Source organism: Bradyrhizobium iriomotense (genome assembly GCF_030160715.1).
Classification (GTDB): domain Bacteria; phylum Pseudomonadota; class Alphaproteobacteria; order Rhizobiales; family Xanthobacteraceae; genus Bradyrhizobium; species Bradyrhizobium iriomotense.
In genome coordinates this window covers 1-22195 of the sequence record NZ_BSOW01000058.1, presented here as the reverse complement: position 1 = coordinate 22195, position 22195 = coordinate 1, and the positions used below count along the sequence as shown (strand labels likewise).

General features: G+C 63.9%; 20 protein-coding genes. 8 read left to right on the top strand and 12 right to left on the bottom strand.

The window, feature by feature from the left end:
• Positions 1–20: 20 nt before the first annotated feature.
• Positions 21–1499, bottom strand: a complete 1479-nt coding sequence (locus tag QQL28_RS43300) for a DASS family sodium-coupled anion symporter (protein ID WP_284275732.1) — start codon at positions 1497–1499, stop codon at positions 21–23.
• 215 nt (positions 1500–1714) lie between these two features.
• Between QQL28_RS43300 and nthA the strand changes: the two genes are divergently transcribed.
• The 3 genes from nthA to QQL28_RS43285 are packed head-to-tail and all read left to right on the top strand — an operon-like array spanning position 1715 to position 3377.
• Positions 1715–2344, top strand: coding sequence for a nitrile hydratase subunit alpha (gene nthA / locus QQL28_RS43295; RefSeq protein WP_284275760.1), 630 nt, complete (start codon positions 1715–1717; stop codon positions 2342–2344).
• Positions 2341–3000 (top strand): nitrile hydratase subunit beta, encoded by a 660-nt coding sequence (nthB, locus tag QQL28_RS43290; RefSeq protein ID WP_284275731.1) that lies wholly within the window; start codon positions 2341–2343, stop codon positions 2998–3000. Before nthA ends, nthB begins: the two co-directional genes overlap by 4 nt.
• Entirely contained in the window at positions 3000–3377 is a 378-nt protein-coding gene (locus QQL28_RS43285) for a nitrile hydratase accessory protein (RefSeq protein WP_284275729.1), read from the top strand. Before nthB ends, QQL28_RS43285 begins: the two co-directional genes overlap by 1 nt.
• A gap of 158 nt (positions 3378–3535) precedes the next feature.
• On the opposite strand, the gene queC is transcribed toward QQL28_RS43285, so the two are convergent.
• Positions 3536–4249 (bottom strand): 7-cyano-7-deazaguanine synthase QueC, encoded by a 714-nt coding sequence (gene queC, locus QQL28_RS43280; protein ID WP_284275726.1) that lies wholly within the window; start codon positions 4247–4249, stop codon positions 3536–3538.
• Between the two features lie 126 nt (positions 4250–4375).
• Here queC and mazG point away from each other — a divergent pair, with 126 nt between their 5' ends.
• Positions 4376–5230, top strand: coding sequence for a nucleoside triphosphate pyrophosphohydrolase (gene mazG, locus QQL28_RS43275; protein ID WP_284275721.1), 855 nt, complete (start codon positions 4376–4378; stop codon positions 5228–5230).
• Between the two features lie 54 nt (positions 5231–5284).
• Here the strand turns inward: mazG and hflX are convergent, their stop codons facing one another.
• The 5 genes from hflX to QQL28_RS43250 all read right to left on the bottom strand — a co-directional run bounded on the left by hflX (position 5285) and on the right by QQL28_RS43250 (position 11946).
• The gene (gene hflX / locus QQL28_RS43270; RefSeq protein WP_284275719.1) at positions 5285–6667 is read right to left on the bottom strand and encodes a GTPase HflX; all 1383 of its coding nucleotides are present in this window, start codon (positions 6665–6667) and stop codon (positions 5285–5287) included.
• Between the two features lie 11 nt (positions 6668–6678).
• The gene (gene hfq / locus QQL28_RS43265) at positions 6679–6927 is read right to left on the bottom strand and encodes an RNA chaperone Hfq (protein WP_007591126.1); all 249 of its coding nucleotides are present in this window, start codon (positions 6925–6927) and stop codon (positions 6679–6681) included.
• Between the two features lie 258 nt (positions 6928–7185).
• Positions 7186–8556: a nitrogen assimilation response regulator NtrX gene (gene ntrX / locus QQL28_RS43260; RefSeq protein ID WP_284275676.1), complete on the bottom strand. Its 1371-nt coding sequence runs from the start codon at positions 8554–8556 to the stop codon at positions 7186–7188.
• Between the two features lie 17 nt (positions 8557–8573).
• Positions 8574–10949 carry a sensor histidine kinase gene (locus tag QQL28_RS43255; protein ID WP_284275674.1) on the bottom strand — a complete coding sequence of 792 codons (2376 nt, stop codon included), beginning with the start codon at positions 10947–10949 and terminating at the stop codon, positions 8574–8576.
• A gap of 685 nt (positions 10950–11634) precedes the next feature.
• Positions 11635–11946 carry a hypothetical protein gene (locus QQL28_RS43250; protein ID WP_284275672.1) on the bottom strand — a complete coding sequence of 104 codons (312 nt, stop codon included), beginning with the start codon at positions 11944–11946 and terminating at the stop codon, positions 11635–11637.
• Between the two features lie 459 nt (positions 11947–12405).
• Between QQL28_RS43250 and QQL28_RS43245 the strand changes: the two genes are divergently transcribed.
• Entirely contained in the window at positions 12406–12642 is a 237-nt protein-coding gene (locus QQL28_RS43245) for a hypothetical protein (RefSeq protein WP_284275670.1), read from the top strand.
• 608 nt (positions 12643–13250) lie between these two features.
• Here QQL28_RS43245 and QQL28_RS43240 read toward each other — a convergent pair.
• The 5 genes from QQL28_RS43240 to dusB all read right to left on the bottom strand — a co-directional run bounded on the left by QQL28_RS43240 (position 13251) and on the right by dusB (position 20343).
• A complete protein-coding gene (locus QQL28_RS43240) occupies positions 13251–15593 on the bottom strand; it encodes an AMP-binding protein (RefSeq protein WP_284275668.1) in 2343 nt (780 codons plus the stop codon).
• Positions 15518–16402 (bottom strand): AMP-binding protein, encoded by an 885-nt coding sequence (locus QQL28_RS43235; protein ID WP_284275666.1) that lies wholly within the window; start codon positions 16400–16402, stop codon positions 15518–15520. Before QQL28_RS43235 ends, QQL28_RS43240 begins: the two co-directional genes overlap by 76 nt.
• Before the next feature lie 315 nt (positions 16403–16717).
• Complete coding sequence (gene ntrC / locus QQL28_RS43230; protein WP_284275664.1) at positions 16718–18160, bottom strand: nitrogen regulation protein NR(I); 1443 nt, start codon at positions 18158–18160, stop codon at positions 16718–16720.
• 9 nt (positions 18161–18169) lie between these two features.
• A complete protein-coding gene (locus QQL28_RS43225; RefSeq protein ID WP_284275660.1) occupies positions 18170–19345 on the bottom strand; it encodes a two-component system sensor histidine kinase NtrB in 1176 nt (391 codons plus the stop codon).
• On the bottom strand, positions 19342–20343 hold the full coding sequence (gene dusB / locus QQL28_RS43220; protein WP_284275758.1) for a tRNA dihydrouridine synthase DusB: 1002 nt from the start codon (positions 20341–20343) through the stop codon (positions 19342–19344). The genes QQL28_RS43225 and dusB overlap by 4 nt, the downstream gene beginning before the upstream one ends.
• 73 nt (positions 20344–20416) lie before the next feature.
• Here dusB and QQL28_RS43215 point away from each other — a divergent pair, with 73 nt between their 5' ends.
• The 3 genes from QQL28_RS43215 to QQL28_RS43205 all read left to right on the top strand — a co-directional run.
• Positions 20417–20608 (top strand): hypothetical protein, encoded by a 192-nt coding sequence (locus tag QQL28_RS43215; protein ID WP_284275657.1) that lies wholly within the window; start codon positions 20417–20419, stop codon positions 20606–20608.
• A gap of 13 nt (positions 20609–20621) precedes the next feature.
• Positions 20622–21803 carry a bifunctional 2-C-methyl-D-erythritol 4-phosphate cytidylyltransferase/2-C-methyl-D-erythritol 2,4-cyclodiphosphate synthase gene (locus QQL28_RS43210; RefSeq protein WP_284275654.1) on the top strand — a complete coding sequence of 394 codons (1182 nt, stop codon included), beginning with the start codon at positions 20622–20624 and terminating at the stop codon, positions 21801–21803.
• 3 nt (positions 21804–21806) lie between these two features.
• A partial coding sequence (locus tag QQL28_RS43205; RefSeq protein WP_284275652.1) for a CinA family protein occupies positions 21807–22195 on the top strand: 389 nt, incomplete at its 3' end.

The window sequence follows — 22195 nt, the reverse complement described above, 5'->3', positions numbered from 1 at the left end:
AATTCGCCCCGCGTCGCGGTCTAGCCTCCGCGGAGCTGCAACCACGGCAGCACGATCACGAGCAATCCGGCAAAATAGAGCAGCCCGAAGATCAGGCCGAAGCTCCAGAACTGGCCTTTGCCGATATAGCCGCTGCCGAAATACATCGGCGCAGGCCCCGTGGCGTAAGGCGAAATCACGCCCATCAGGCCCAGCGAATACATGCAGAGCATCGCGAGCGTCGTGACCGGAAGGCCGGCGATGCCGGAGCCGACCGCCAGCACCACGGGCAACACGGCCGCCGCGTGCGAGGTGATGCTGGAGAAGAAATAGTGGATCCAGAAGAACAACGCGACCAGCATGATCATCGCCGTCGACGGCGACAGCCCGGCGAGCGGTTTTGCGTATTCGTTCGCAAACCATTTGATGAAGCCGATCTCGTTCAGGCCCGAGGCCAGCGTCAAGAGCGAGGTGAAATAGAAGAACACCTCCCAGGCGCTCTTCTCGCTGACGATGTCGTTGAACTCGACGATGCCGGTGATCAGCATCAAGGAGATCACGATGAACACGACGGTGGTGGCGTTGATGAAGTTCGAGCCGAGGATGGGCAGGCTGATGTCAGGCGTCGAGCCCGTGATCCACAGGAACATCGCGAGCACGATCAAGGCCAGCATGATCCATTCGTGGCGCGACATCGGCCCCATCGTCGCCAGCTCCCTGCCGGCCCATTCGGAGATCTCGGGGCTCCGTTTCACCTCGGGACGGCAGATCACATAGCCCAGAAGCGGCACCAGCAGCATCAGGAGGATGCCGAGCGGGGCAAAGCCGATGAACCACTGCGCCCAGCTCACGTCGACCCCTGCGGTCTTCTTGGCAATGGCGAGCGCGGCCGCATTGGGCGCAAGTGCGGTGAAGAACAGCGAGCTGGTGACGGCGGTCGCGGCGAACGCGGTCCACATCACATAGGTGCCGATCTTCCCCGCGGTCGGTCCGGGCTCGGAGCCGTAGATGCGCGGGATGTTGCTGATGATGGGATAGACGATGCCGCCGCTGCGCGCCGTGTTCGAGGGGGTCGCGGGCGCCAGCAAGAAATCCGACATCGCGACCGCATAGCCGAGGCCGAGCGTGTTGCGCCCGAGGCTGCGTACCAGCACGAGCGCGATGCGCCGGCCAAGCTGGCTCTTGCGATAGCCGATCGAGAACACGAAGGCGCCGACGATCAGCCACACCGTGCTCTCGGCAAAGCCCGCCAGCATCCAGCGCAGCGATTTGGTCGGATCGGGGTCGATGTAGCCACCGATGCCGGCGACCGTCAGCCCGATCAGGCCGACGGCGCCGACCGGCATCGATTCCAGAATGAGACCGGTGATGACGGCGGCGAACACCGCGAAATAGTGCCATTGATTGACGTTGAGGCCTGCGGGCACCGGCCACAGATAGATCGCAAGCCACACCACGAGCGGGGCGAACAGCTTCCAGCGAAATCCCTTCGTCTCCGGAGCCTGCGAGCTAGTGGTCATGGGCCCTCCCCCCTCAATTCCCTTGGTATTTCTGTTGACCTTTTGCCGGCTCGTTGACCAAGTCTCGGCCGTCCCCCGGGCCGTATACGGACAGTCCGCGCCGTGATCAATGGCTGTTGCGAGGCTCGCGCACAAGGGACGTCACGAACACGTGGCGCCACGCCGACGTCCCGGGGCCTCGACAGCCAAGGACGGATGCGCCTATCTTGCCCCGCATGAGCAGCGATCACGACCACCATCATCACCACGACCATTCGGAACTCTCGGAGACCGAGCTGCGCGTGCGCGCGCTCGAGAGCATCTTGACCGAAAAAGGCTACGTCGATCCGGCCGCGTTGGACGCAATCATCCAGGCTTTCGAGACCAGGATCGGCCTGCATCATGGCGCGCGCGTCGTCGCCAAGGCCTGGACCGATCCCACCTTCAAAGAGGCTCTGCTGGAGGACGGCAGCAAGGCGATCGGCACCCTCGGCCATGTCAGCCGCGTCGGCGATCATCTCGTCGTGGTCGAGAACACGCCTGAGCGCCACAACATGGTCGTCTGTACGCTGTGCTCCTGTTACCCCTGGGAAATGCTGGGGCTGCCGCCGGTCTGGTACAAGGCCGCGCCCTATCGCTCGCGCGCGGTGAAGGACCCGCGCGGGGTGCTCGCCGATTTCGGCGTGACGGTGCCGAAGGACACGGAAATCAGGGTGTGGGACTCGACTGCCGAAACGCGCTTCCTGGTGCTGCCGATGCGGCCCGAGGGCACGGAAGGCTGGAGCGAGGCGCAGCTCGCCGAGCTCGTGACGCGCGATTCCATGATCGGCACCGGATTTGCAAAGACGCCGGAAGCGCCATCATGAACGGCGTGCACGACATGGGCGGCATGGATGGGTTCGGCAAGGTCGAGCCCGAGCCGAACGAGCCGACGTTCCACGCGGACTGGGAAGCCCGCGTCCTGGCCATGGTGCGCGCGATGGGCGGCGCCGGCGCCTTCAACATCGACACCTCGCGCTTTTATCGCGAAACCCTGGCGCCGCACGTCTATCTCTCGAGCTCCTATTACCAGAAATGGTTTCTTGGGCTCGAGGAAATGCTGCTCGACAAGGGCTATATCGCCAAGGAGGACGTCGCGGCCGGCCATGCGGTGACGCCGGCGAAGCCGCTCAGGAACGGCAAGTTCGAGCTTGGCGATCTCGAGCGGATCATGGTGCGTGGCAAGTTCGCCCGCCCTGCTCCGGCGCCGGCCCGCTTCAACATCGGCGATCGCGTGCGCGCGAAGAACATCCATCCGACGACGCATACGCGGCTGCCGCGCTATGTGCGCGGCCATGTCGGTGTCGTCGAGCGCAACCATGGCTGCCAGGTGTTTCCGGATTCGGCTGCGATGGAATTGGGCGAGAATCCGCAGTGGCTCTACACGGTGGTATTCGAAGGGCGGGATCTCTGGGGCGCGGATGGTGATCCGACGTCGAAGATTTCCATCGACGCCTTCGAGCCCTATCTGGACCCTGCGTAATGAGCGCCGCTGCTGCGAAGGCGACCGCGGCCGTTCCGAGCATTCCCCGCGATGACGACGGCCCGGTGTTCCGCGCGCCCTGGGAGGCGCAGGCCTTCGCCATGGCGCTGACGCTGCACGAGCGCGGCGTCTTCACCTGGACGGAATGGGCTGCCGCGCTCGCCGAGGAGATCAAGCGCGCGCAAGCCGCGGGCGACCCCGACACCGGCGAGACCTACTATCTGCACTGGCTCGCCACGCTGGAGAGCCTCGTCGCCACCAAGGGAGTCACCTCCACGGAGACGCTGCACCGCTACCGCGACGCCTGGGACCACGCCGCCGACCGCACCCCGCACGGCCAGCCGATCGTGCTGCAGGCTGAGGATTTTGCGCGGTAGCCCGTCGCTGCGTGGAAGAGCCACGCTTACATCCCAACCAACACTGTCACTCCCCGCGAAGGCGGGGAGTCCAGTACGCCGCGGCCTCTCGGCTCAAGAACAGTCTCTGGAATACTGGATCCCCCGCTTTCGCGGGGGATGACGCTGAGTTTGTGGCGCTACCGTCGCGCCACGTACTCCGCCCAACCCTTCGCCCGCAGGCTGCACGCGGGGCACTCGCCGCAGCCGTAGCCCCAGTCATGCTGCGCGCCGCGTTCGCCGAGATAGCAGGTGTGGGATTGCGCGCGGATGAGGTCGACGAGACCGTCGCCGCCCAGCTCATGCGCGAGCTGCCATGTCGCGGCCTTGTCGATCCACATCAACGGCGTATGCAGCGCGAATTTACGCGCCATGCCGAGCGAGAGTGCGCTCTGCATCGCGCGGATCGTCTCGTCCCGGCAGTCGGGATAGCCGGAATAGTCGGTTTCACACATGCCGCCGACGATATGCGTGATGCCGCGCCGGTACGCGAGCGCGGCGGCGAAGGTCAGGAACACCAGGTTGCGGCCGGGCACGAACGTGTTGGGCAGGCCGTCGGCGCCCATCGCGATCGCGACGTCGCGCGTCAGCGCCGTCTCGGACACCGCGGCCAGCGTCGGGATCGAGAGCGTGTGGCTCTCCCCTAACCTCGCCGCCCAATCGGGACGCAAGCGCCTGAGGCCGTCGACGAGCCGCTCGCGGCAGGCGAGCTCGATGGCATGGCGCTGGCCATATTCGAAGCCGAGCATCTCCACGCGCGCAAAGCGGCTCAGTGCCCAGGCAAGGCAGGTGGTGGAATCCTGGCCGCCGGAGAACAACACCAAGGCGGTTTCGGACGAGAATTGTTCGCTCATGGGCGCGATTTAGCATCGCCCGTCGGCGCCGCCAATCGGTGGAAATCGGCCCGTTTCACGGCGTTGTGCTGGGAACGCCCTGCCGGTTGCGGCATAAAGCGAGACCGTAAGGAGAATTGGCCCGCAATGACCCCTTCCCGCGACATTTTACGCCTGATCGAGATCATGGCGACGCTGCGCACGCCGGTCACCGGCTGCCCCTGGGACCTCGAGCAGAATTTTGCGACGATTGCGCCCTACACGATCGAGGAGGCCTATGAGGTCGCCGACGCGATCGCGCGCGGCGATTTCGACGACCTTCGCGAGGAGCTTGGCGATCTCCTGCTCCAGGTCGTCTATCACGCGCGCATGGCGGAGGAAGAGAACGCGTTTGCGTTCGGCGACGTGGTCGAGGCGATCACGCGGAAGATGATCCGCCGCCACCCCCACGTCTTTGCCGACAAGGACGGCAACATCCAGCCCGCCGGCGTCAAGAGCGCGTGGGAGCGCATCAAGGCCGAGGAGAAAGCCGAGCGTGCTGCGCGCAGGCCGCCGGAGGAAACCTTGCACAAATCACTGCTGGCGAGCGTCAAGGCCGGCCTGCCCGCGCTCTCGCGCGCGATGGCGTTGCAGCGCAAGGCGTCCACCGTCGGCTTCGACTGGAACGACCCGCGCGCCGTGCTGAAGAAGATCCGCGAGGAGGCCGACGAGATCGAGGCCGCGCTCGACCGCAACGACAAAGTGGAGCTGGCCGAGGAAACCGGCGATCTCCTGTTCGCCCTCGTCAACCTCGCACGCCATGTCGACGCCGATCCGGAGACCGCGCTGCGCGCGACCAACGCCAAATTCGAACGCCGCTTCGCTTACATCGAGCGCGCGCTGGAGGCGCAGGGACGCACGCTGGAGCAGTCCTCGCTGGAGGAGATGGACGCGTTGTGGAATGCGGCGAAGGGGGAGGAGAAGACTCCGACAGCAGAGAGAGCCCAGCAAGCGCGCCGCTAACTCGATCGTCGTCCTGGCGAAAGCCAGGACGACCCCAGCTATTTGGGGGCATACCTACGCCGCGTGATGCGGCACGGCGTCGAAGCGGTTCACCACGATATCCCGCTTGGTTTCATCCACCCGCACGGTCATGTCGAAGCGGCCGTCGTGCAGCTCTTTCGCCAGCACCTCGGAATTGCGATGCAGCCACGAGATGCCGGCGCCGTCTGCGGCATCGATGGAGAGATCGAGCGTGGTGCGTTTTGCCGCCAGCCGCTCCTCGATTGCGGTGAGGAGTGCGTCGATCCCCTCGCCCGACACGGCCGAGACCAGCATCGCGGGATGATCCGATGGCCTGCGTGCGGCGATGTTCAGCAGCTCTTCGCGAGTTTCAGGATCGAACCGGTCGACCTTGTTCCAGACTTCGATGATGCGGCCGGAGTCGTCGGGATTGATGCCGAGCTGGCGCAGCACGGCATCGACGTCGCTCTGCTGCGCCTCCGCGTCCTCATGCGAAATGTCGCGAACGTGCAGGATGACGTCGGCCTCCAGCACCTCCTCCAGCGTGGCGCGGAACGCCGCCACGAGCTGGGTCGGCAGGTTGGAGATGAAGCCGACGGTGTCCGACAGCATGGCCTTGCCGCCATGCGGCAGGTTGAGCGCGCGCAAGGTCGGATCGAGTGTCGCGAAAAGCATATCCGCGGCCTGTACGTCGGCGCGGGTCAGGCGGTTGAACAGCGTCGACTTGCCGGCATTGGTGTAGCCGACCAGCGCCACGACGCGGTACGGGACGCGCTGACGGCCGGCACGGTGCAAGCGCCGCGTCGCCTGCACCTTCTTCAATTCATTCTCGAGCCGCGAGATGCGCTCTGAGATCAGACGACGGTCGGCCTCGATCTGCGTCTCGCCCGGACCGCCCATGAAGCCGAAGCCGCCGCGCTGGCGTTCGAGATGGGTCCAGGAGCGCACCAGGCGCGATCGCTGGTAGTTGAGATGGGCAAGCTCGACCTGAAGCGAACCTTCCTTGGTCTTGGCGCGGCGGCCGAAGATCTCCAGGATCAGGCCGGTGCGGTCGAGCACCTTGGCATTCCAGGCCTTCTCGAGATTGCGCTGCTGGATCGGTGAGAGCGCACAGTCCATCACCACGAGCTCGACCTCGAGGCTCTTGATCAGCCCGCTGATCTCCTCGACCTTGCCCTTGCCGAGATAGGTCGCGGGGCGGATCTGGCTGATCGGTGCGACCAGCGCGTCGGCAATCACGAGGTCGATGGCGCGCGCAAGGCCTGCGGCCTCTTCGAGCCGCGCCTCGACATCGCGCAGGACATGGCTCTCCGATTGCGCGTCGGCTCCGCCGGCGCGCACACGCATATAGGGGCCGATGACGATCACCCGCCCTGTCTGTGCAGCCCCTGCCGACCGCGGACGGTCAGCACCCCCGTCGAAATTCCGGGGTTCCAATCAGATCACTCTCAAGCCGGCTGATCCTCGCCGCCTTCGAACAGCTGGATCGGAGCGCCGGGCATGATGGTCGAGATCGCATGCTTGTAGACGAGCTGCGAGTGACCGTCGCGCCGAAGCAGCAGACAGAAATTGTCGAACCAGGTCACGATGCCCTGGAGCTTCACTCCGTTGACCAGAAAGATCGTCAGTGGCGTCTTGGTTTTGCGAACGTGGTTGAGGAAGGTGTCTTGTAGATTTTGTGCGCGGTCTGCCGCCATTGTTGTTATCTCGCTTTGAGTTTCTTGTTGTTTGGATCGTCCGACCGGTTGCTGCCCTCTTTTGCAATCTGGGGCCTCTCCCGGTTGCCGCCTCTCATGAGATCCCCCTCCGGAGGGTCGGCAGTGCAATTAGAGGACAGGTGCGCTTATTAGGCAAGCCGCTTCACGCGGCAGTGCGCATCCAATTCCTCCGAAAAACTACGGAAATCGATGATTTTCCTTCGATATTATGAACGTGTCGCTGTCCGGTCGTGGGCGTCAACCGACGCCGAGCGCCTTCAACTTCCGGTGTAGTGCAGAACGTTCCATGCCAACGAACTCCGCCGTGCGAGAAATATTTCCTGAAAAACGACTGATCTGGGCAATCAAATAGTCGCGCTCGAACACTTCCCGCGCCTCGCGCAGCGGCAGGCCCATGATGTGCTCGCCATTGTTGCTGGTCGGCATTGCCGGGACCATCGAGCCGACGTCCTGCGGCAACATGTCGGCGGTGATGATCACCTCCGGGCCGCCGGCGGCGAGAATCATTACTCTCTCAACGTTGTTGCGGAGCTGACGGACGTTGCCGGGCCAGACGTGGGACTGGAGCACCGCCATGGCGTCCTGGCCGATCTGGCGCTTGGGCAGCCCCGTGGCCGCCGAGATCTGGTCCATGAAATAGTCGATCAGCTCCGGAATGTCCTCGCGTCGCTCGGAGAGAGCGGGTACGCGGATCGGCACCACCGAGAGGCGGTGATAGAGATCCTCGCGGAAAGTGCCGGCGGCGATCTCCTCCTCGAGGTTGCGGGCGGTCGAGGAGATGATGCGCACGTCGACCTGCACCTTGCCGGTGCCACCGACGCGCTGGAACGACTGCTCGACCAGCACGCGCAGAATCTTGTTCTGGGTCTCGCGGGGCATGTCGGCGATCTCGTCGATGAACAGCGTGCCGCCATGGGCCTCTTCGAGCGCGCCCGACTTGCGCGGCTGCTCGCCATTGGACTGCTCGACGCCGAACAGCTCATGCTCCATGCGCTCCGGCGTGATCGCTGCCGCATTGATCACGACGAACGGTCCGTCGGCGCGGCCCGAGGCCGCATGCAGCGTCCGTGCGGTCAATTCCTTGCCGGCGCCGGCGGGGCCGACGATCAGGATGCGGCTGTTGGCCTTGGCCGCCCGCTCGATGGTCTGGCGCAGTTGGTTCATGCTCGGCGAGCGGCCGGCGAGCTGGCTCGCGGTCGGGGCGAGCTGCTTGAGCTCCCTCACCTCGCGTTTGAGCCGCGAATTTTCCAGGGCGCGCGTCGCCACCAGGATCAGGCGGTCCGCCTTGAACGGCTTCTCGATGAAATCATAGGCGCCGCGCTTGATCGCGGCGACCGCGGTCTCGATGTTGCCGTGGCCGGAGATCATGACGACCGGCAGGTCGGCATTGTCCTTCTTGACCTGCTCGAGCAGTTGCAGGCCGTCGAGCTTGGAGCCCTGCAGCCAGATGTCCAGGAACACCAGATGCGGCCTGCGATTGGCGATCTCCGCGAGCGCAGAGTCGCTGTCCCGCGCGGTTCTGGTGACGAACCCCTCGTCTTCGAGAATGCCCGCAACGAGATCCCGAATATCGGCCTCATCATCGACAATCAGAATTTCATTTGCCATGGGTCGCGCCCGCTCTGTCAGTTGCCTGTTGAGGCTTCGATTCTTGTTGCATCATTAGTCGTTTCTGCCGGCTCTTTGGTTTCGGCGGCCGGCGCCTTTGTGCCCGGTTCCTTGGCCGTTTCTTTGGCCTTTTGGGCCCCGTCCTTCACCTCAACGGTGTTCTTGGCGTGGCCTGAGACCGCAAACCGCATCCGCATCCAGGCACCGCGCTGGCCTTCCCGGAAGTCGGAGGCGTCTTTCAACTCGATGCGTCCGCCATGGTCCTCCAGGACGCGGCCGACGATCGCAAGCCCGAGGCCCGTGCCCTTGGCACGCGTCGTGACGTAGGGCTCGAGCAGCCGCGAGCGCGCGACCTTGGGCAGGCCGATACCGTTGTCGACGACGTCGATCAGCACGTCCTGGCCTTCGCGCGAGACCACGACATCGATGTGGCCCTTGCCGAGTTCCTCCGGCGGCACCTGCTCGATCGCTTCCGTCGCATTCTTGACGATGTTGGTCACTGCCTGCGAGATCAGCCGGCGGTCGAACTGCGCGCGCAGCGGGTCTTCCTTGAAAATAGTCTCGATGTCGAGCTCGGGATGCGCGACTTTCATCAGGAACACCGCCTGCCGTACGGTGTCGACCACGTCCTCTCCTTCCATCACGGGCTTTGGCATGCGCGCAAAGCGCGAGAACTCGTCGACCATGCGCCTGATGTCGTCGACCTGGCGCACGATGGTATCGGTGCACTGGTCGAAGATCGACTTGTCCTTCTCCTCGGTGATGGTTTTGCCGAATTTGCGGCGGATGCGCTCGGCGGAGAGCTGGATCGGCGTCAGCGGGTTCTTGATTTCGTGGGCGATGCGGCGTGCCACGTCGCCCCAGGCCGAGGTGCGCTGCGCCGAGACGAGCTCGGTGATGTCGTCGAGCGTGATGATGTAGCTGTCGCGCGGCTGGCTGGTCTTCTCCGCGCTGACGCGGACCGACAGGTTGCGCTCCTGCCCGTCGCGCATGATGGTGATCTGGCCCTGCACCAGCCGCTGGGTACCTTCCCGCGCCGTCTTCATCATGTCGTCGAGCTCGGGCAGCACTTCCGACAAGGGATGGCCGAGCGTCTCGGATTCCGCGTGCCCGATCAGCTTCTCCGCAGAGCGATTCAGGATGCCGACGGTGCCGGAGGCATCGACGCCGATGATGCCAGCGGAGGCCGAGGACAGCACGGCCTCGATGAAGCGGCGGCGGCTGTCGATCAGGTCGCTGGCGCTGACGAGCTCGTCGCGCTGGCTGCGCAGCTCCTGGGTCATCTTGTTGAAGGTCTCACCCAGCTGGGCAAGATCGCCTTCGGATTTGTGCACGGGGACCTGGACGTGGAGGTCGCCGGTCGAAACCGTATGGGCCGCGTTCATCAGCCGCCTGATCGGCGCCACCAGCCAGTTGGCGAAGTTGAGCCCGATCAGCACCGAGGCCATCAGGATGGTCAGCGCGATCACCGCGAACATCAGCGCGAATGCGACCTGGATGCCGAGCCTGCGCGATTCGATCTGGCCATACTCGGCGACGCTGAGCTGGGTCTGCTTGACCTGCGCCACGACGCGCGGATCGAGCTGGCGTGCGACATACAGGAAGGTGTCATTGAAGGCGCGGAGCCGGATCACGGCGGCGACGTAGTTGTTTTCGGGCAGGACGGCGATTTCCGGCTCGTTCTCACCGACGTTGCTCAGAAAGTCCGGCGCCGGCGGCGAATAGGCGAGCCGGATGCCGGTGTCCGCCGATTCCAGGATGTTGGTATTCTTGTCGATGATCATTGCGCCCGGCAGGTTCCGAGAGCCGGCACTCGCGGTCAGCAGCTCGCGAAACGACCGCCGGTCCTGGTCGTAGAGCGGGCGGGCGTGGGCGATATCGTTGGCCATGCCAAGAATATCGCCGCGGATGAGCTGCGCGTGATCCTGCATGTAGGCAAGCGCGATCGTCAGCGAGTTCTGGATCACCTCCTTGGTCGGCCCCGAGAACAGCCGATCGAGGCCGCGTTCGATGGTGACATTGGCGACGACGGCGACCAGCACGGCCGGCAGCACCGCGATGATCGAGAACAGGCCGACGATCTGCACGTGCAGCCGCGCCGCCGCCCGCCCCCGCCGGCGGGCCTGGATCATCTGCCAGACCTCGCGCACGATGATCCCGATCAAGAGCAGGATGGTGCCGGCATTGATCAGCAGGAACGAACTGACAACCTCCCGGGTCGGCTCGATCCGGGTCAGGCCGGTGAGGATCACGAAGGTCAGGAAGGCCGACAGCAGCGCCAGACCGACCGCAAACGGCGCCAGCCAACGCCGCAGCAAGCCGCGCTTGGGCTCATCCGCTGGCGACGTCTCGAAGGCTGCGGCCGAGGTAGCCGAGGTGTCTGCGCTGGTCATTCTGGCAATGGTGATGCTGAAAACGGGATCCGCGGTTCACGGATACTGATGCATTGATATCACATTGTTGCCGAAGCGCGACAATCGTAAAAAGTACTCAATCCATCAATGGCTTACCAATTTCAAGCACTTGTTTTGGCCACGATTTACCAAATCGCGTAAGGAGATCGAATCAAAGCGTGCGTGCGGGCATGTCATGCCCCAGGCTCGGACCCACCTATCCTGCGTTGGCCTAAAGCCACCGGGAGGCGGGGCCGCGCGAACACCGGCTTGTTGCCGAACCAGCTGTGACGTTTCGATCTCCGCGCGGCAGAGCCGCTTGGAACTAATTCAACGTTACTCGGTTGCGCCTGATCATCGGCCAAGGCTCTGTCCGTAGGCGTCGGTGACTGAGAGACCGATCGCGCTCCCGCCTGCACTACGAGGAGCGCGTCGTGGGCGAAGATCCCTATTCAATCCCGGCTCGTATCTGTCTTGCCGTTGCCGTCGGCGGTGGCTCGGTACTCGTCGCGATTGCGATTACGAGCGTCTATTTCATGCACTAGAGCATGATCCGGAAAAGTGTGGAGCGGTTTTCCGAAAAGATCATGCTCAAACAACAACCTAAAGCGCGATGACGATTCATCCTAATCTCATCGCGCTTTAAGGCCGTCTTCATGCTCTAAGGCCGTCTTAGTTGGCGGCCTTACTGTGTGAAGAAGCTCATTAGCAATCCAGCGAGGAAAAGCGCTGCACCAAAGATCGCAACGCCAAGGCAGATTCGTGCCTGGACGGAATACGTATCGAATTGGGGCTCTTGGATCACGGCCTTACCTCGACGCCTGCAATCCTGGCGAATTGAGCCAATCATATCGGCCGCAGTATCGAGCCGGTGCATTCTGCTCAGATGATCTTCTTGTTCGCGGCCAGGTTTTAGCTTTGCCGCTCTTTGCTCAAGGCGCGCTTTTCCTGCGGCCAATCCATCCTCAAATGTGTGGGGACTTGAGCGTCGTCTCATGGCGCGCTCCTTCCCTGTTGGCGTGGGGCGGGAGCGCGTGATGGCGATCTCATCACCGATGGATGCCACGGACCGCGCGGTGATGCCTGTTAAAGTTCTTGGCCAGACAACAGTTCCAATGGTTGCGAAGGCGGCGGTTCTCTTGAAGGAACAAAATCGGCCCCGGCCAGAAGGCGAGCCAGGGCCGTTAGGAGTTTCAACCGCGTTCGGTCATGGTGTCAGGCACGACCGAAGCGTTCGACGAACGCGGCCTATTGCCACTTGTTCCTGACCGCTCACGACGAGCAGGGAGTACCTCCTTAGAGGCGCGGCATGTCACAAGCCTGTGGCATGACCATTGCACATTCGAAACCAACTGGGATTTCAGTGCTCAGTTAGAGAATAAAGCGCTGCCGGGACCTGTATTTCGAGCCCAACAGCGCTTCTCTCTTCAGCCAAGCTTATTTGAGGAACCAGCCAATGCCATCGACCACCATTGAACTGATCGTTTCCGCCTATGTACGCTTGAAGAACCAGCGAGCGCTGGACGATATGCGTGAACTTCGGCAGCGGCTGCTCAAGGATCTGCAGGCAGCGTCCGGCTTCGATTCGCGTCAGGCGCTGGAGCAGGTTCAGAAGGACTTGCGAATAATCGAGCAAGGTCTAGCGCAGCTCCGATCGCCAAAAGTGACCGTGCCCGACAGCGAATGGCGCTGAGTAAGCCTGCCGGCGTCAACCGGCGGGCTCTTGTTTCCCACATCCACGACAAGCAGTAGCTCGGCGCCAGCTCGATGCCCAATGGATCCATAATCTGGCGTCTGCGATCTCCTCGTGTTTTGCGAAGGTGTTTTGCCAAACTACAAGTGCAGCCGGCGAAGTTCTCGATGGGTTACCGAGGAGGTCGGCTCTGCCTCAGTGTCGGGCTGGATATTTCGCGATCATCTGATCCCCCTGCCAAAGCTCGACTGCACAATCATGTGCGAGTTGCCATGCCCGCTCTCGCGCCGTCTTCTCATCCGCACAAATGATATTGATCCGATCGGTAATTTGCCCATCAGGCCCGAGCAAATTGGCCCTGTACTCTTCCATCCAAGCGATCCCCGTCGCTCGGCTTACGGCCGGGCGATGCACCGACTTAGAATTGGTTCCTACTCCTTTGTCATCGGGAAGAATATGCAACCCTGCCCCATCATCGAGGAAGGCTTGATCGCTCTCACTCCTCGCCTTCAAGGACCGAATCGCGGCGCCAAGGCGGGCTCATGGAGCTCGCCGCTGAACGTCCCCTCGCCCATCCGGAAGCCGCAGCGCGCTGTATTTGGTACCTTTCAGATCGGCAGCAATACGATCTCCGAGTACAGCCTGTCGAGCGCGCCGGCCACCGGCAATGGGGAGCGATAGCAGGTGGATGCCGCGAGCATCATGCCTCGTGGTTTCACATCAAAGAGCCTTGCCTCCGCGACGAGCGCCACCGTCCGCTGTCGCCACAGGATCGCCAGCTTGACACGCTCGATATGCCGCAACAGCAGTGCCGGCGCACTGCAATGCAAGATGTCCGAATAGGGAATGCCCAAGGGGAGAACCTTCCCCAGTCCCCGAAGTCGCCTCGCATTGAGGCGCTGTGTCCGGCGCTTCACCACGAGATAGGCATGCTCGCCCCCATCGCTAACGGTAAGCTGCAAGCAATCATACGGTGCGTGGTCGTCGAAGATTTGACGTTGCTCGCTGCTCAATCTCGCGCGGACAACCGCGGGATCAAAGCTGATGACGGGCCGGTTCGACGCGAAGAGCGTCTCGGCGTGCAGCAATGGTGGCATGAAGATCCGGCCCGTTTCCAGTGGCGTGAAACGCTGCGTCAGGAGAGCAGACCAGGAAATCGGCGCGGGCGTGAAAGCTGTATAGGTTACGCTCTCATCTCGTAGCGCCTCCGCGAGCAGAGCCATCCCCCAGCCGCGGTAGCTCGGGTGCACGCACCAAGAGGAGACGTTGCAAACGAGCGTTGCCTTGCCATTCACTTGCCGCCGGGCGGCGATGGTGCCAAGAAAGCCGACGACCTCGTCGCCGTCGAGGAGCATGAAGCCGCGCTCGTGATTGGACCAGCCATGCTCGAACAGTCGGCGCCAGGCAGTGGCATTGATGGCTGACTTACCGATGGTCTGCGCGAGGAATTGACACACAGGCTCCCGATCATCGCGGTCCACAACACGCAAATGCAGCCGATCAGCCTGTCTCTTCGCCATCGGCGCCGCACCGACCGACAGGATTGTTGCCACGCCTTCGATCGACGGCGCGGCCAGAAAGGCCGAAAGGGACAGGTGATGTCCAGCATAACCTTCGATCTCGAGCAGCAAGTTCACGACCGCCAGCGAATCCGCGCCGACCTCGAGAAGATTATCGGACCAGGTGATGGGCGAGACACCTAGTGTGCGCTCGCAGATCGCCTGCAACTCCTGCCGTAACTCGTCACCATCCGGAATGACCTTGGTGCCACGCGTCGGCGCCTGTGACACCGTCACGGCCGAAGGCGCCCGGACCACCGGATGCGCAGCGATGGTATCGAGACATTGCGGGTTCTGAAGGGCATCACGGTTCCGTACCGTGCGAGCATTCACGGCATCCCGCGCCGCAGCTTCTGACCGCTTGCCGCTAAAGGTGACTGGAAGCGCATCGACCTGCGCGATGCGCGCCGGCACGAAAGCGGCAGAGCCGCAGCGCGCAAGCTCCGAGCGAATGTGCTTCGCCAACGTGTTGTCGAGCACCAGGCCTTTGCGGAGCACGATCAGAAGAACCATACGCGTACCGCCAGGCTCTTCTTCGGCCTGCTGCTCCACCGCCATCGCCTCCAGTATCTCCTCGATCGCGCCAAGGATGCGGTAGATCTCCGCGGTGCCGACGCGAATGCCGCGCACGTTGAGGATGCCGTCGGAACGGCCGTGAAGTTTCCAACCGCCGTGGGGGGTGGCCTCGATCAGGTCGCCATGCGTCCAGAAGCCGGGATTCTGGGCGAAGTAGGTCGCATGGAAACGCCTGCCGTCGACGTCACCGCGAAAGCCGAGGGGGCGCGAGGGAAAAGGGTTGGCGCAGACCAGTTCGCCGATCGCTGCCTGCGGATCATCAGGCGGCGGTAGCGAGCGCACGTCGAGGCCGAGACTGCGGCACTGTGCTTCGCCGCGATGGACAGGCAGATTCGGATTGCCCAGCACAAAGCAGCCGATGATGTCGGTGCCGCCCGAGATCGACTGTAGCGGTATCGTGGCCTTCACCTCATCGCGGACCCAATCGTATTGGCGGGGATAAAGGATGGACCCGGTGGAGAGCACGGCACGCAAGGCGGAAAGGTTGAGCGTCCGTCGCGGCGAGAAGGCCGCCTGCTCGCAAAAGTGCAGATAGGCAGGATTGGTGCCGAAGACAGTCACGCCCTCCTCGGCAACGATCCCCCAAAAGGTATCCGGCCCTTCGAGCGGCCCATCGTAGAGAACGAGCTCCACGCCGGATGCGAGCGCGGAAAGCTGCCAGTTCCACATCATCCAACCGCAGGAGGTCTGGAAGAACAGCTTGTCGCCAGGGGCGAGATCGCAGTGTAACCGGTGCTCTTTCACATGCTCCAGCAGGGTGCCCCCGACGCCGTGCTGTATGCATTTCGGCGGACCCGTGGTGCCGGAGGAGAACATCGTGAACAGGGGCTGATTGAACGGATGGCGCAGCCAGCCGGGTCGATCCTCGCCCTCAACGGCATCGCGCAGCAGATCGGCAAGCCTGTGCAGAGACACTGTCCCATCGCTGACGGCAAGCGGGCCGTCGTCCAGCGCGATGATCGCAGCAAGACTTGGCAGGCCCTCGCCGTTGTGATCACGCGCTCGGCGACAGGGACGCCCGAATCCCATGGCTCTGCCTTGAGGCAGCCAAACAGCACCACGGGATCCAGGGGGGCGAACCGCGCGAGGATGGCGGGTACGCCCATGTCCGACGCGCAACTGGCGAAGGTTGCGCCAGTGGCAGCGGTGGCCATCGCGGCAATGATCGCTTCGGCATTGTTGCGTGCGATCGCCACGACATGGTCACCACGACGCACGCCAAGGCGTTCGAGCCGCGCTGCCAGCCGGGCGGCTGCTATGCGAAGTGCCCCGCGCGTGTAAGTATCCCGGCTGCCGTCCCCGTGGCGAGCCGTCAGGACCCGCTCTTCTGGGCTGCCGGCGAGGAGGCACTCGGCGTAGTTCAGACGAAGGTTTGGGAAAAAGCGTGCGGTTTCGCAGGCATCGCCCACGCAGACTGGATCGACAGCTCCCTCCCCCGGCAGGTGGCACCATTCCAGAAAGAGGCGCCAGAAGCTGCGGAACTCCCGCACCGAGAAACGGTCCATCGCTGCATGATCGGACAGTTTCTGACCAATGCGTGTCTCACACCATCGGGTGAAGTCAGTCAGTTGCGAATGCGCGAGAGGCCGATCGTCGGGACCGAGCACCACTTCGTCGAGAGACATGACGAGAGCTCATCTCACTTGGAAAGGCCGTTGCTCTGAAAACCGCGACCACAACCGGGGGCTGTAAAGCATTCGAACGTGAAATCACTCAACCCTAGCGGAGATCATTTCGCAAGCGACCCGCTCCAGAAGGGACAAATGTAAATTTGAATCGCGATTAGGGGGTACCTCCACTGAATGGAAGCAACGGTTCGGAAACGAACAGAATGGAATCGGCTCCATGCGGTCGGCAGCGGTGTCGAGCCGCCGTCCTTTCGGGGCAGGCCACAGTCCGGGTCGATGCTGATGCATCGCCCGGAGTGACTTTGGCTGGGACTAGCCCCCGCTTCGATAGACCTGGATATCGAGATCCCGGATCTTCTTCCGCAACGTGTTGCGGTTGAGGCCGAGCAGGTCCGCGGCGCGGATCTGGTTGCCGCGGGTGGCCGCGAGGGCTGCGGTGAGCAGCGGGACCTCGATCTCCTTGAGGATGCGGTGATAGAGGCCGGGCGGCGGCATGCCGTTGGGGAAGCCCTGGAAGTGCGTGGACAGATACGCCTCGACGGCCCCACCGAGATTGTCGACGCCCTGCTGGACGGCGGCACCCGGGCTGATCGACGGCGGCGCAAGCTCACCATCGATGACGGACGCGGTGATCACGTCCTGCGGATAGAGCGCGGCGAGACGTCGTGCGAGGTTTTCCAGCTCGCGCACGTTGCCGGGCCAGCGATGCTGCTTCAGCCGCTCGAGCGCCAGCGCGTCCAGCTTCTTCGGCGGCAGGCCGTCCTTCTCGGCCAGCGCAAAGAAGTGACGCACCAGATCTGGCAGATCCTCGATGCGCTCGCGCAAGGGCGGCAGTCGCAGCGGCACGACGTTGAGGCGGAAGAACAGGTCCTCTCGGAACAGCCCCTGCTGGATCAGAACGCGCAGATCCTTGTTGGAGGCGGCAACGATGCGCACGTCGGTCTTGATCGGGGTGCGGCCGCCGACGGTGGTGTATTCGCCCTGTTGTAGCACGCGCAACAGGCGCGTCTGCGCTTCCATCGGCATGTCGCCGATCTCGTCTAGGAACAGCGTGCCACCTTCGGCCTGCTCGAAGCGGCCGGAAGCACGGGTGTTGGCGCCGGTGAACGCGCCGCGCTCATGGCCGAACAGTTCGGACTCAATGAGGTCGCGCGGGATCGCCGCCATGTTGACGGCGACGAACGGACCGTTGCGGCGCTTGCCGTAGTCGTGCAGCGCGCGCGCCACCAGCTCCTTGCCGGTGCCGGACTCGCCCGTGATCATCACGGTCAGATCGGTCTGCATCAGCCGCGCCAGCACGCGGTAGATTTCCTGCATCGCCGGCGAGCGGCCGACGAGCGGGATCGCTTCCATCTCGGCGTCTTCGTCCGGGCTCGACGTTCGCTCCTTCGGCTCGGCCAGCGCCCGCCCGACGATCGCGATCAGCTCCTTCAGGTCGAAGGGCTTTGGCAGATATTCGTAAGCCCCGCGCTCGGAGGCGCGGATCGCCGTCATGAACGTGTTCTGCGCACTCATCACGATGACCGGCAAATTCGGCCGCATCTTCTTGATGCGCGGCAACAGGTCGAAGGCGTTTTCATCCGGCATCACCACGTCGGTGATGACGAGATCGCCCTCCCCCTGGCTGACCCAGCGCCATAACGTGGCGGCGTTGCCAGTCAGCCTGACTTCATAGCCAGCCCGGGAAAGTGCCTGATTGAGAACCGTGCGGATGGCGGTATCGTCATCAGCAACGAGAATGCTACCTGCGGGCATATTTAATCCTCATTTTGCCCCCTGTGACGCAGGCGACGGCTTCCCGGCAGAGTCGGCGCGACTGCTTTGATCGGCGTGTTTGATGGAAGTGGAGTACATCGGCATCAGCACGCGGAAGGTCGTCTTGCGCGGCTGAGACTCGCATTCGATGATGCCCCCGTGATCCCCGACGATTTTTGCGACCAGCGCCAGACCGAGACCGCTGCCGGTCTGCTTGGTGGTCACGAAGGGATCGAACAGGTTGGGCAGGAGATCTTCGGGCACGCCCGGTCCGTTGTCCTTGACGCAGAATTCGAGCGGCAGTGATACCCGGGATTTTTGACCGGGCACCGACAGGCGCACGCCGGGACGGAAGGCGGTGGTGAGCTGGATCTCGGCGTCGGGCACGTCGATCAGGGCTTCCGCGGCGTTCTTCACGAGATTGAGGAACACCTGGATGAGCTGATCCTGGTTCGCGAGTACCGGCGGCAGCGAAGGATCGTAATCCTCGATGAAGCGGATATTGCGGGCAAAGCCGGATTGCGCGAGGCGCTTCACGTGGTCGAGCACGGAGTGGATGTTGACCGGACCGCGCACGACGGGGCGTTCGTCGCCGAACACTTCCATGCGGTCGACAAGCGTGACGATGCGGTCGGCCTCGTCGCAGATCAGCCGCGTCAGCATGCGGTCTTCGGAGGAGGCCTGCTGCTCGAGGAGCTGGGCGGCGCCACGGATGCCGGAGAGCGGGTTCTTGATCTCATGCGCCAGCATCGCTGCTAGCGCTATCACCGAGCGCGCTGCGCTGCGATGGGTGAGCTGCCGGTCCATCTTATCGGCGATGGTGCGCTCCTGGAGCATCACCACGATATGGCCGGGCCGCTCGGTGAGCGGGGCGACATGCAGGTCGACTTGGCGGTCGCCGCCCATGCGTGGCGTGCCAAGATCGACCTTGTATTCGTTGACCGGCGCATTCAGGGAGCGCACCTGGTCGATCAGCGCCAGCAAGGGACTGCCGAACGGCACCAGCTCCTTGAGCGATTGGCGCTTCAGGAATTGCGTCGAGATCTCGAAGAACGCCTCGGTCGCGATATTGGCGCCGATGATCTTACCATCCGGCCCGATCAGGAGCACCGGATTGGGCAAGGCATCCAGGATCGCATCGGCATCTGACGGAAGCGGCCGACGATGTTCAGCGGCTGAGCTCATGCAGCAGCGCTCCATGCGAAGTCGTCGAAGGCATCTTGCAGCGACCGGTGAACGGCACGCGGATCCTCGGATGTGAGGATGTTCTGGCGCCAGGCCTTCAGCTTCTCGGCCGGCGCGCGGCTGAGATGTGCGGCAACATCGAGCGCCCAGCCGAGATGCTTGCGCGCATGCCTGAGGCCGATGCGCAGGCCATAGAGATCGCAGACACCCTCATAGAGCGTGCGGACATAATGGAGTTGCTCGCCGAGCGAGGGCGCGGCCTCTTCCGCCCCACCCTGGAGGCGCCGGCCGATCTGACCGGGCAGCCAGGGTTGCCCTTGCGCGCCGCGTCCGATCATGACGGCATCGGCGCCGGAGGCCTCCAGCGCTGCCACGGCCTTGTCGTAGGAGGTGATGTCGCCGTTGACGACCAGCGGCAGCGAAATCGCGGCGCGTACGTCGCGCACGGCGTCCCAATCGGCCTCACCCTTGTAAAACTGGCAGCGCGTGCGGCCGTGCACGGTGATGAGCTTGACGCCGGCGGCCTCCGCCCGTCGCGCCAGCTCCGGCGCGTTGCGGGTACGGTCGTCCCAGCCGAGCCGCATCTTCAGCGTGACCGGAACCTTCACAGCGGCGATCGTTGCTTCGATCAGGCGCAAGGCGTGGTCGAGGTCGCGCATCAGCGCGGAGCCGGACTGGCCGCCGGTGACGTGGCGCGCCGGGCAGCCCATGTTGATATCGATGATGTCGGCGCCTTCCGCTTCCGCGATCCGGGCGCCCTCCGCCATCCAGTGCGCCTCGCAGCCGGCAAGCTGGACCACATGCGGCCCCAGGCCCGTCGCCTCGCAGCGCAACCGCGACATCCTGTGGCCATTGGCGAGCTCGTCGCTCGCGGTCATTTCGGACACGACGAGACCTGCCCCAAGCTCCGCGGTCAGCCGCCGGAAGGGGGAATCGGTCACCCCCGACATGGGCGCCAGGAAGACCGGGTTGGCGACATCAATATCGCCTATTTTCAACGGCTTAGCGCCTGATCCTACCGAGCCGGTCACGGACGTCTCGTCTCAAAGGCGGCGCCTCATCGCGTCCGCCATGACCTATCTTGCGCACAATTCTTGTGCAGTCAAGCGTCATGCCTACACTTTAGACAGTTCTTGCAATCTTTCAAGTGCAGTGCAGCAAAAAGCTGTTGCTGACAATCGGCAAACACCGCTGTTCTTCCGCGGGGACCGTGCTAGAGGCATGCCAAAATCATCCCTCGCCCCGATCATCACTATCAATTGAGTATTTCAGCGCTATGGCGAAATCAGAGCGGACCGCAGTTGTTCTCGTGGCGGCCGGGCGCGGGCTTCGCGCGGGTGCGGGCGGGCCGAAGCAATACCGCGCGATCGGCGGCGTGCCGGTGATCTTTCGCGCCATGGAGTCCTTCAGCAACCACCCCGATGTCGCGCTGGTTCAGCCGGTCGTGAACCCCGATGACAGCGCTATGTTCACGGCAGCGGTCAAGGGCCTGCGCCATGAGTCCCCGACGAGCGGCGGCGCGACGCGCCAGGCTTCCGTGCTCGCCGGCCTCGAAGCGCTCGCTCCGCACAAGCCGGACTTGGTGTTAATCCACGATGCGGCGCGGCCATTCGTCTCGCAGGCCCTGATCTCCCGCGCGATCGAAGCCGCGAGCCGGCACAGTGCCGCGATCCCCGCGATAGCAGTCAACGACACGGTTAAGCTGATCGGAGCTGCCGGGCAGATCGAGGCAACGCCGGACCGCGCGCGCCTCAGAATCGCGCAGACGCCGCAATCCTTTCGTTTCGATGTCATCCTCGACGCGCATCGTCGCGCCGCGAAGGACGGACGCTCTGATTTCACAGATGATGCGGCGATCGCCGAATGGGCGGGATTGACGGTCGCAACCTTTGAAGGCGATGTTGCAAACATGAAGCTCACCACCCCCGAAGACTTCGTCCGCGAGGAAGCGCGCCTCGCCAGCCAGCTCGGCGACATCAGGACCGGGACCGGTTACGACGTGCATGCCTTCGGCGAAGGCGACCACGTCATGATCTGCGGCGTGCGCGTGCCGCACAGCAAGGGCTTCCTCGCCCACTCCGACGGCGACGTCGGCCTGCATGCGCTGGTCGATGCCATCCTCGGTGCGCTCGCCGACGGCGACATCGGTTCGCACTTTCCACCGAGCGACCCCAAGTGGAAGGGCGCCTCCTCCGACCAGTTCCTGAAATACGCCATCGAGCGCGTCACGGCGCGCGGCGGCCGCGTCGCCAATCTCGAGGTGACGATGATCTGCGAGCGGCCGAAGATCGGTCCCTTGCGCGACACCATGCGCGCGCGGATCGCTGAAATCTCCGGCGTCGACATCTCGCGCGTCGCGGTGAAGGCGACGACCAGCGAGCGGCTCGGCTTTACCGGCCGCGAGGAAGGCATCGCGGCGACCGCGAGCGCCACCATCCGCCTGCCCTGGGGCATCTAGGCCATGGGCGGCAGCGACGCACGCGCCCTCTCCCGCTCGCTGCTCGATCTGTGCCGGATGCGCAAGCTGACGATCGCGACCGCCGAGTCGTGCACCGGCGGCCTCGTCGCTGGCGCGCTGACCGACATCCCCGGCTCGTCCGACGTGATCGACCGCGGCTTCGTCACCTATTCCAATGACGCCAAGCGCGCGATGCTCGGGGTCGAGGCGAGCACGCTTCTCAATTTCGGCGCCGTCAGCAAGGAGACCGCGACCGCGATGGCGGTCGGTGCGCTCGAGCGCGCCGGCGTCGACCTTGCGGTGGCCATCACCGGGATCGCCGGCCCCGGCGGCGCCACGCCTGGCAAGCCGGTCGGGCTCGTCCACTTCGCCGCCGCCGCCCGCGACGGCCG

Excerpts from the sequence above, each read along its gene's own strand:
- QQL28_RS43245 (WP_284275670.1), top strand. The coding sequence starts at position 12,406 with ATGCCATCGACCACCATTGAACTGATCGTTTCCGCCTATGTACGCTTG.
- hfq (WP_007591126.1), bottom strand. The coding sequence starts at position 6,927 with ATGGCGGCAGACCGCGCACAAAATCTACAAGACACCTTCCTCAACCAC.
- QQL28_RS43235 (WP_284275666.1), bottom strand. The coding sequence starts at position 16,402 with ATGTCTCTCGACGAAGTGGTGCTCGGTCCCGACGATCGGCCTCTCGCG.
- nthB (WP_284275731.1), top strand. The coding sequence starts at position 2,341 with ATGAACGGCGTGCACGACATGGGCGGCATGGATGGGTTCGGCAAGGTC.
- QQL28_RS43255 (WP_284275674.1), bottom strand. The coding sequence starts at position 10,949 with ATGACCAGCGCAGACACCTCGGCTACCTCGGCCGCAGCCTTCGAGACG.
- QQL28_RS43240 (WP_284275668.1), bottom strand. The coding sequence starts at position 15,593 with ATGTTCTCCTCCGGCACCACGGGTCCGCCGAAATGCATACAGCACGGC.
- QQL28_RS43210 (WP_284275654.1), top strand. The coding sequence starts at position 20,622 with ATGGCGAAATCAGAGCGGACCGCAGTTGTTCTCGTGGCGGCCGGGCGC.
- QQL28_RS43225 (WP_284275660.1), bottom strand. The coding sequence starts at position 19,345 with ATGAGCTCAGCCGCTGAACATCGTCGGCCGCTTCCGTCAGATGCCGAT.
- mazG (WP_284275721.1), top strand. The coding sequence starts at position 4,376 with ATGACCCCTTCCCGCGACATTTTACGCCTGATCGAGATCATGGCGACG.
- QQL28_RS43300 (WP_284275732.1), bottom strand. The coding sequence starts at position 1,499 with ATGACCACTAGCTCGCAGGCTCCGGAGACGAAGGGATTTCGCTGGAAG.
- QQL28_RS43250 (WP_284275672.1), bottom strand. The coding sequence starts at position 11,946 with ATGAGACGACGCTCAAGTCCCCACACATTTGAGGATGGATTGGCCGCA.
- QQL28_RS43215 (WP_284275657.1), top strand. The coding sequence starts at position 20,417 with ATGACCTATCTTGCGCACAATTCTTGTGCAGTCAAGCGTCATGCCTAC.
- queC (WP_284275726.1), bottom strand. The coding sequence starts at position 4,249 with ATGAGCGAACAATTCTCGTCCGAAACCGCCTTGGTGTTGTTCTCCGGC.
- ntrX (WP_284275676.1), bottom strand. The coding sequence starts at position 8,556 with ATGGCAAATGAAATTCTGATTGTCGATGATGAGGCCGATATTCGGGAT.
- QQL28_RS43285 (WP_284275729.1), top strand. The coding sequence starts at position 3,000 with ATGAGCGCCGCTGCTGCGAAGGCGACCGCGGCCGTTCCGAGCATTCCC.
- ntrC (WP_284275664.1), bottom strand. The coding sequence starts at position 18,160 with ATGCCCGCAGGTAGCATTCTCGTTGCTGATGACGATACCGCCATCCGC.
- nthA (WP_284275760.1), top strand. The coding sequence starts at position 1,715 with ATGAGCAGCGATCACGACCACCATCATCACCACGACCATTCGGAACTC.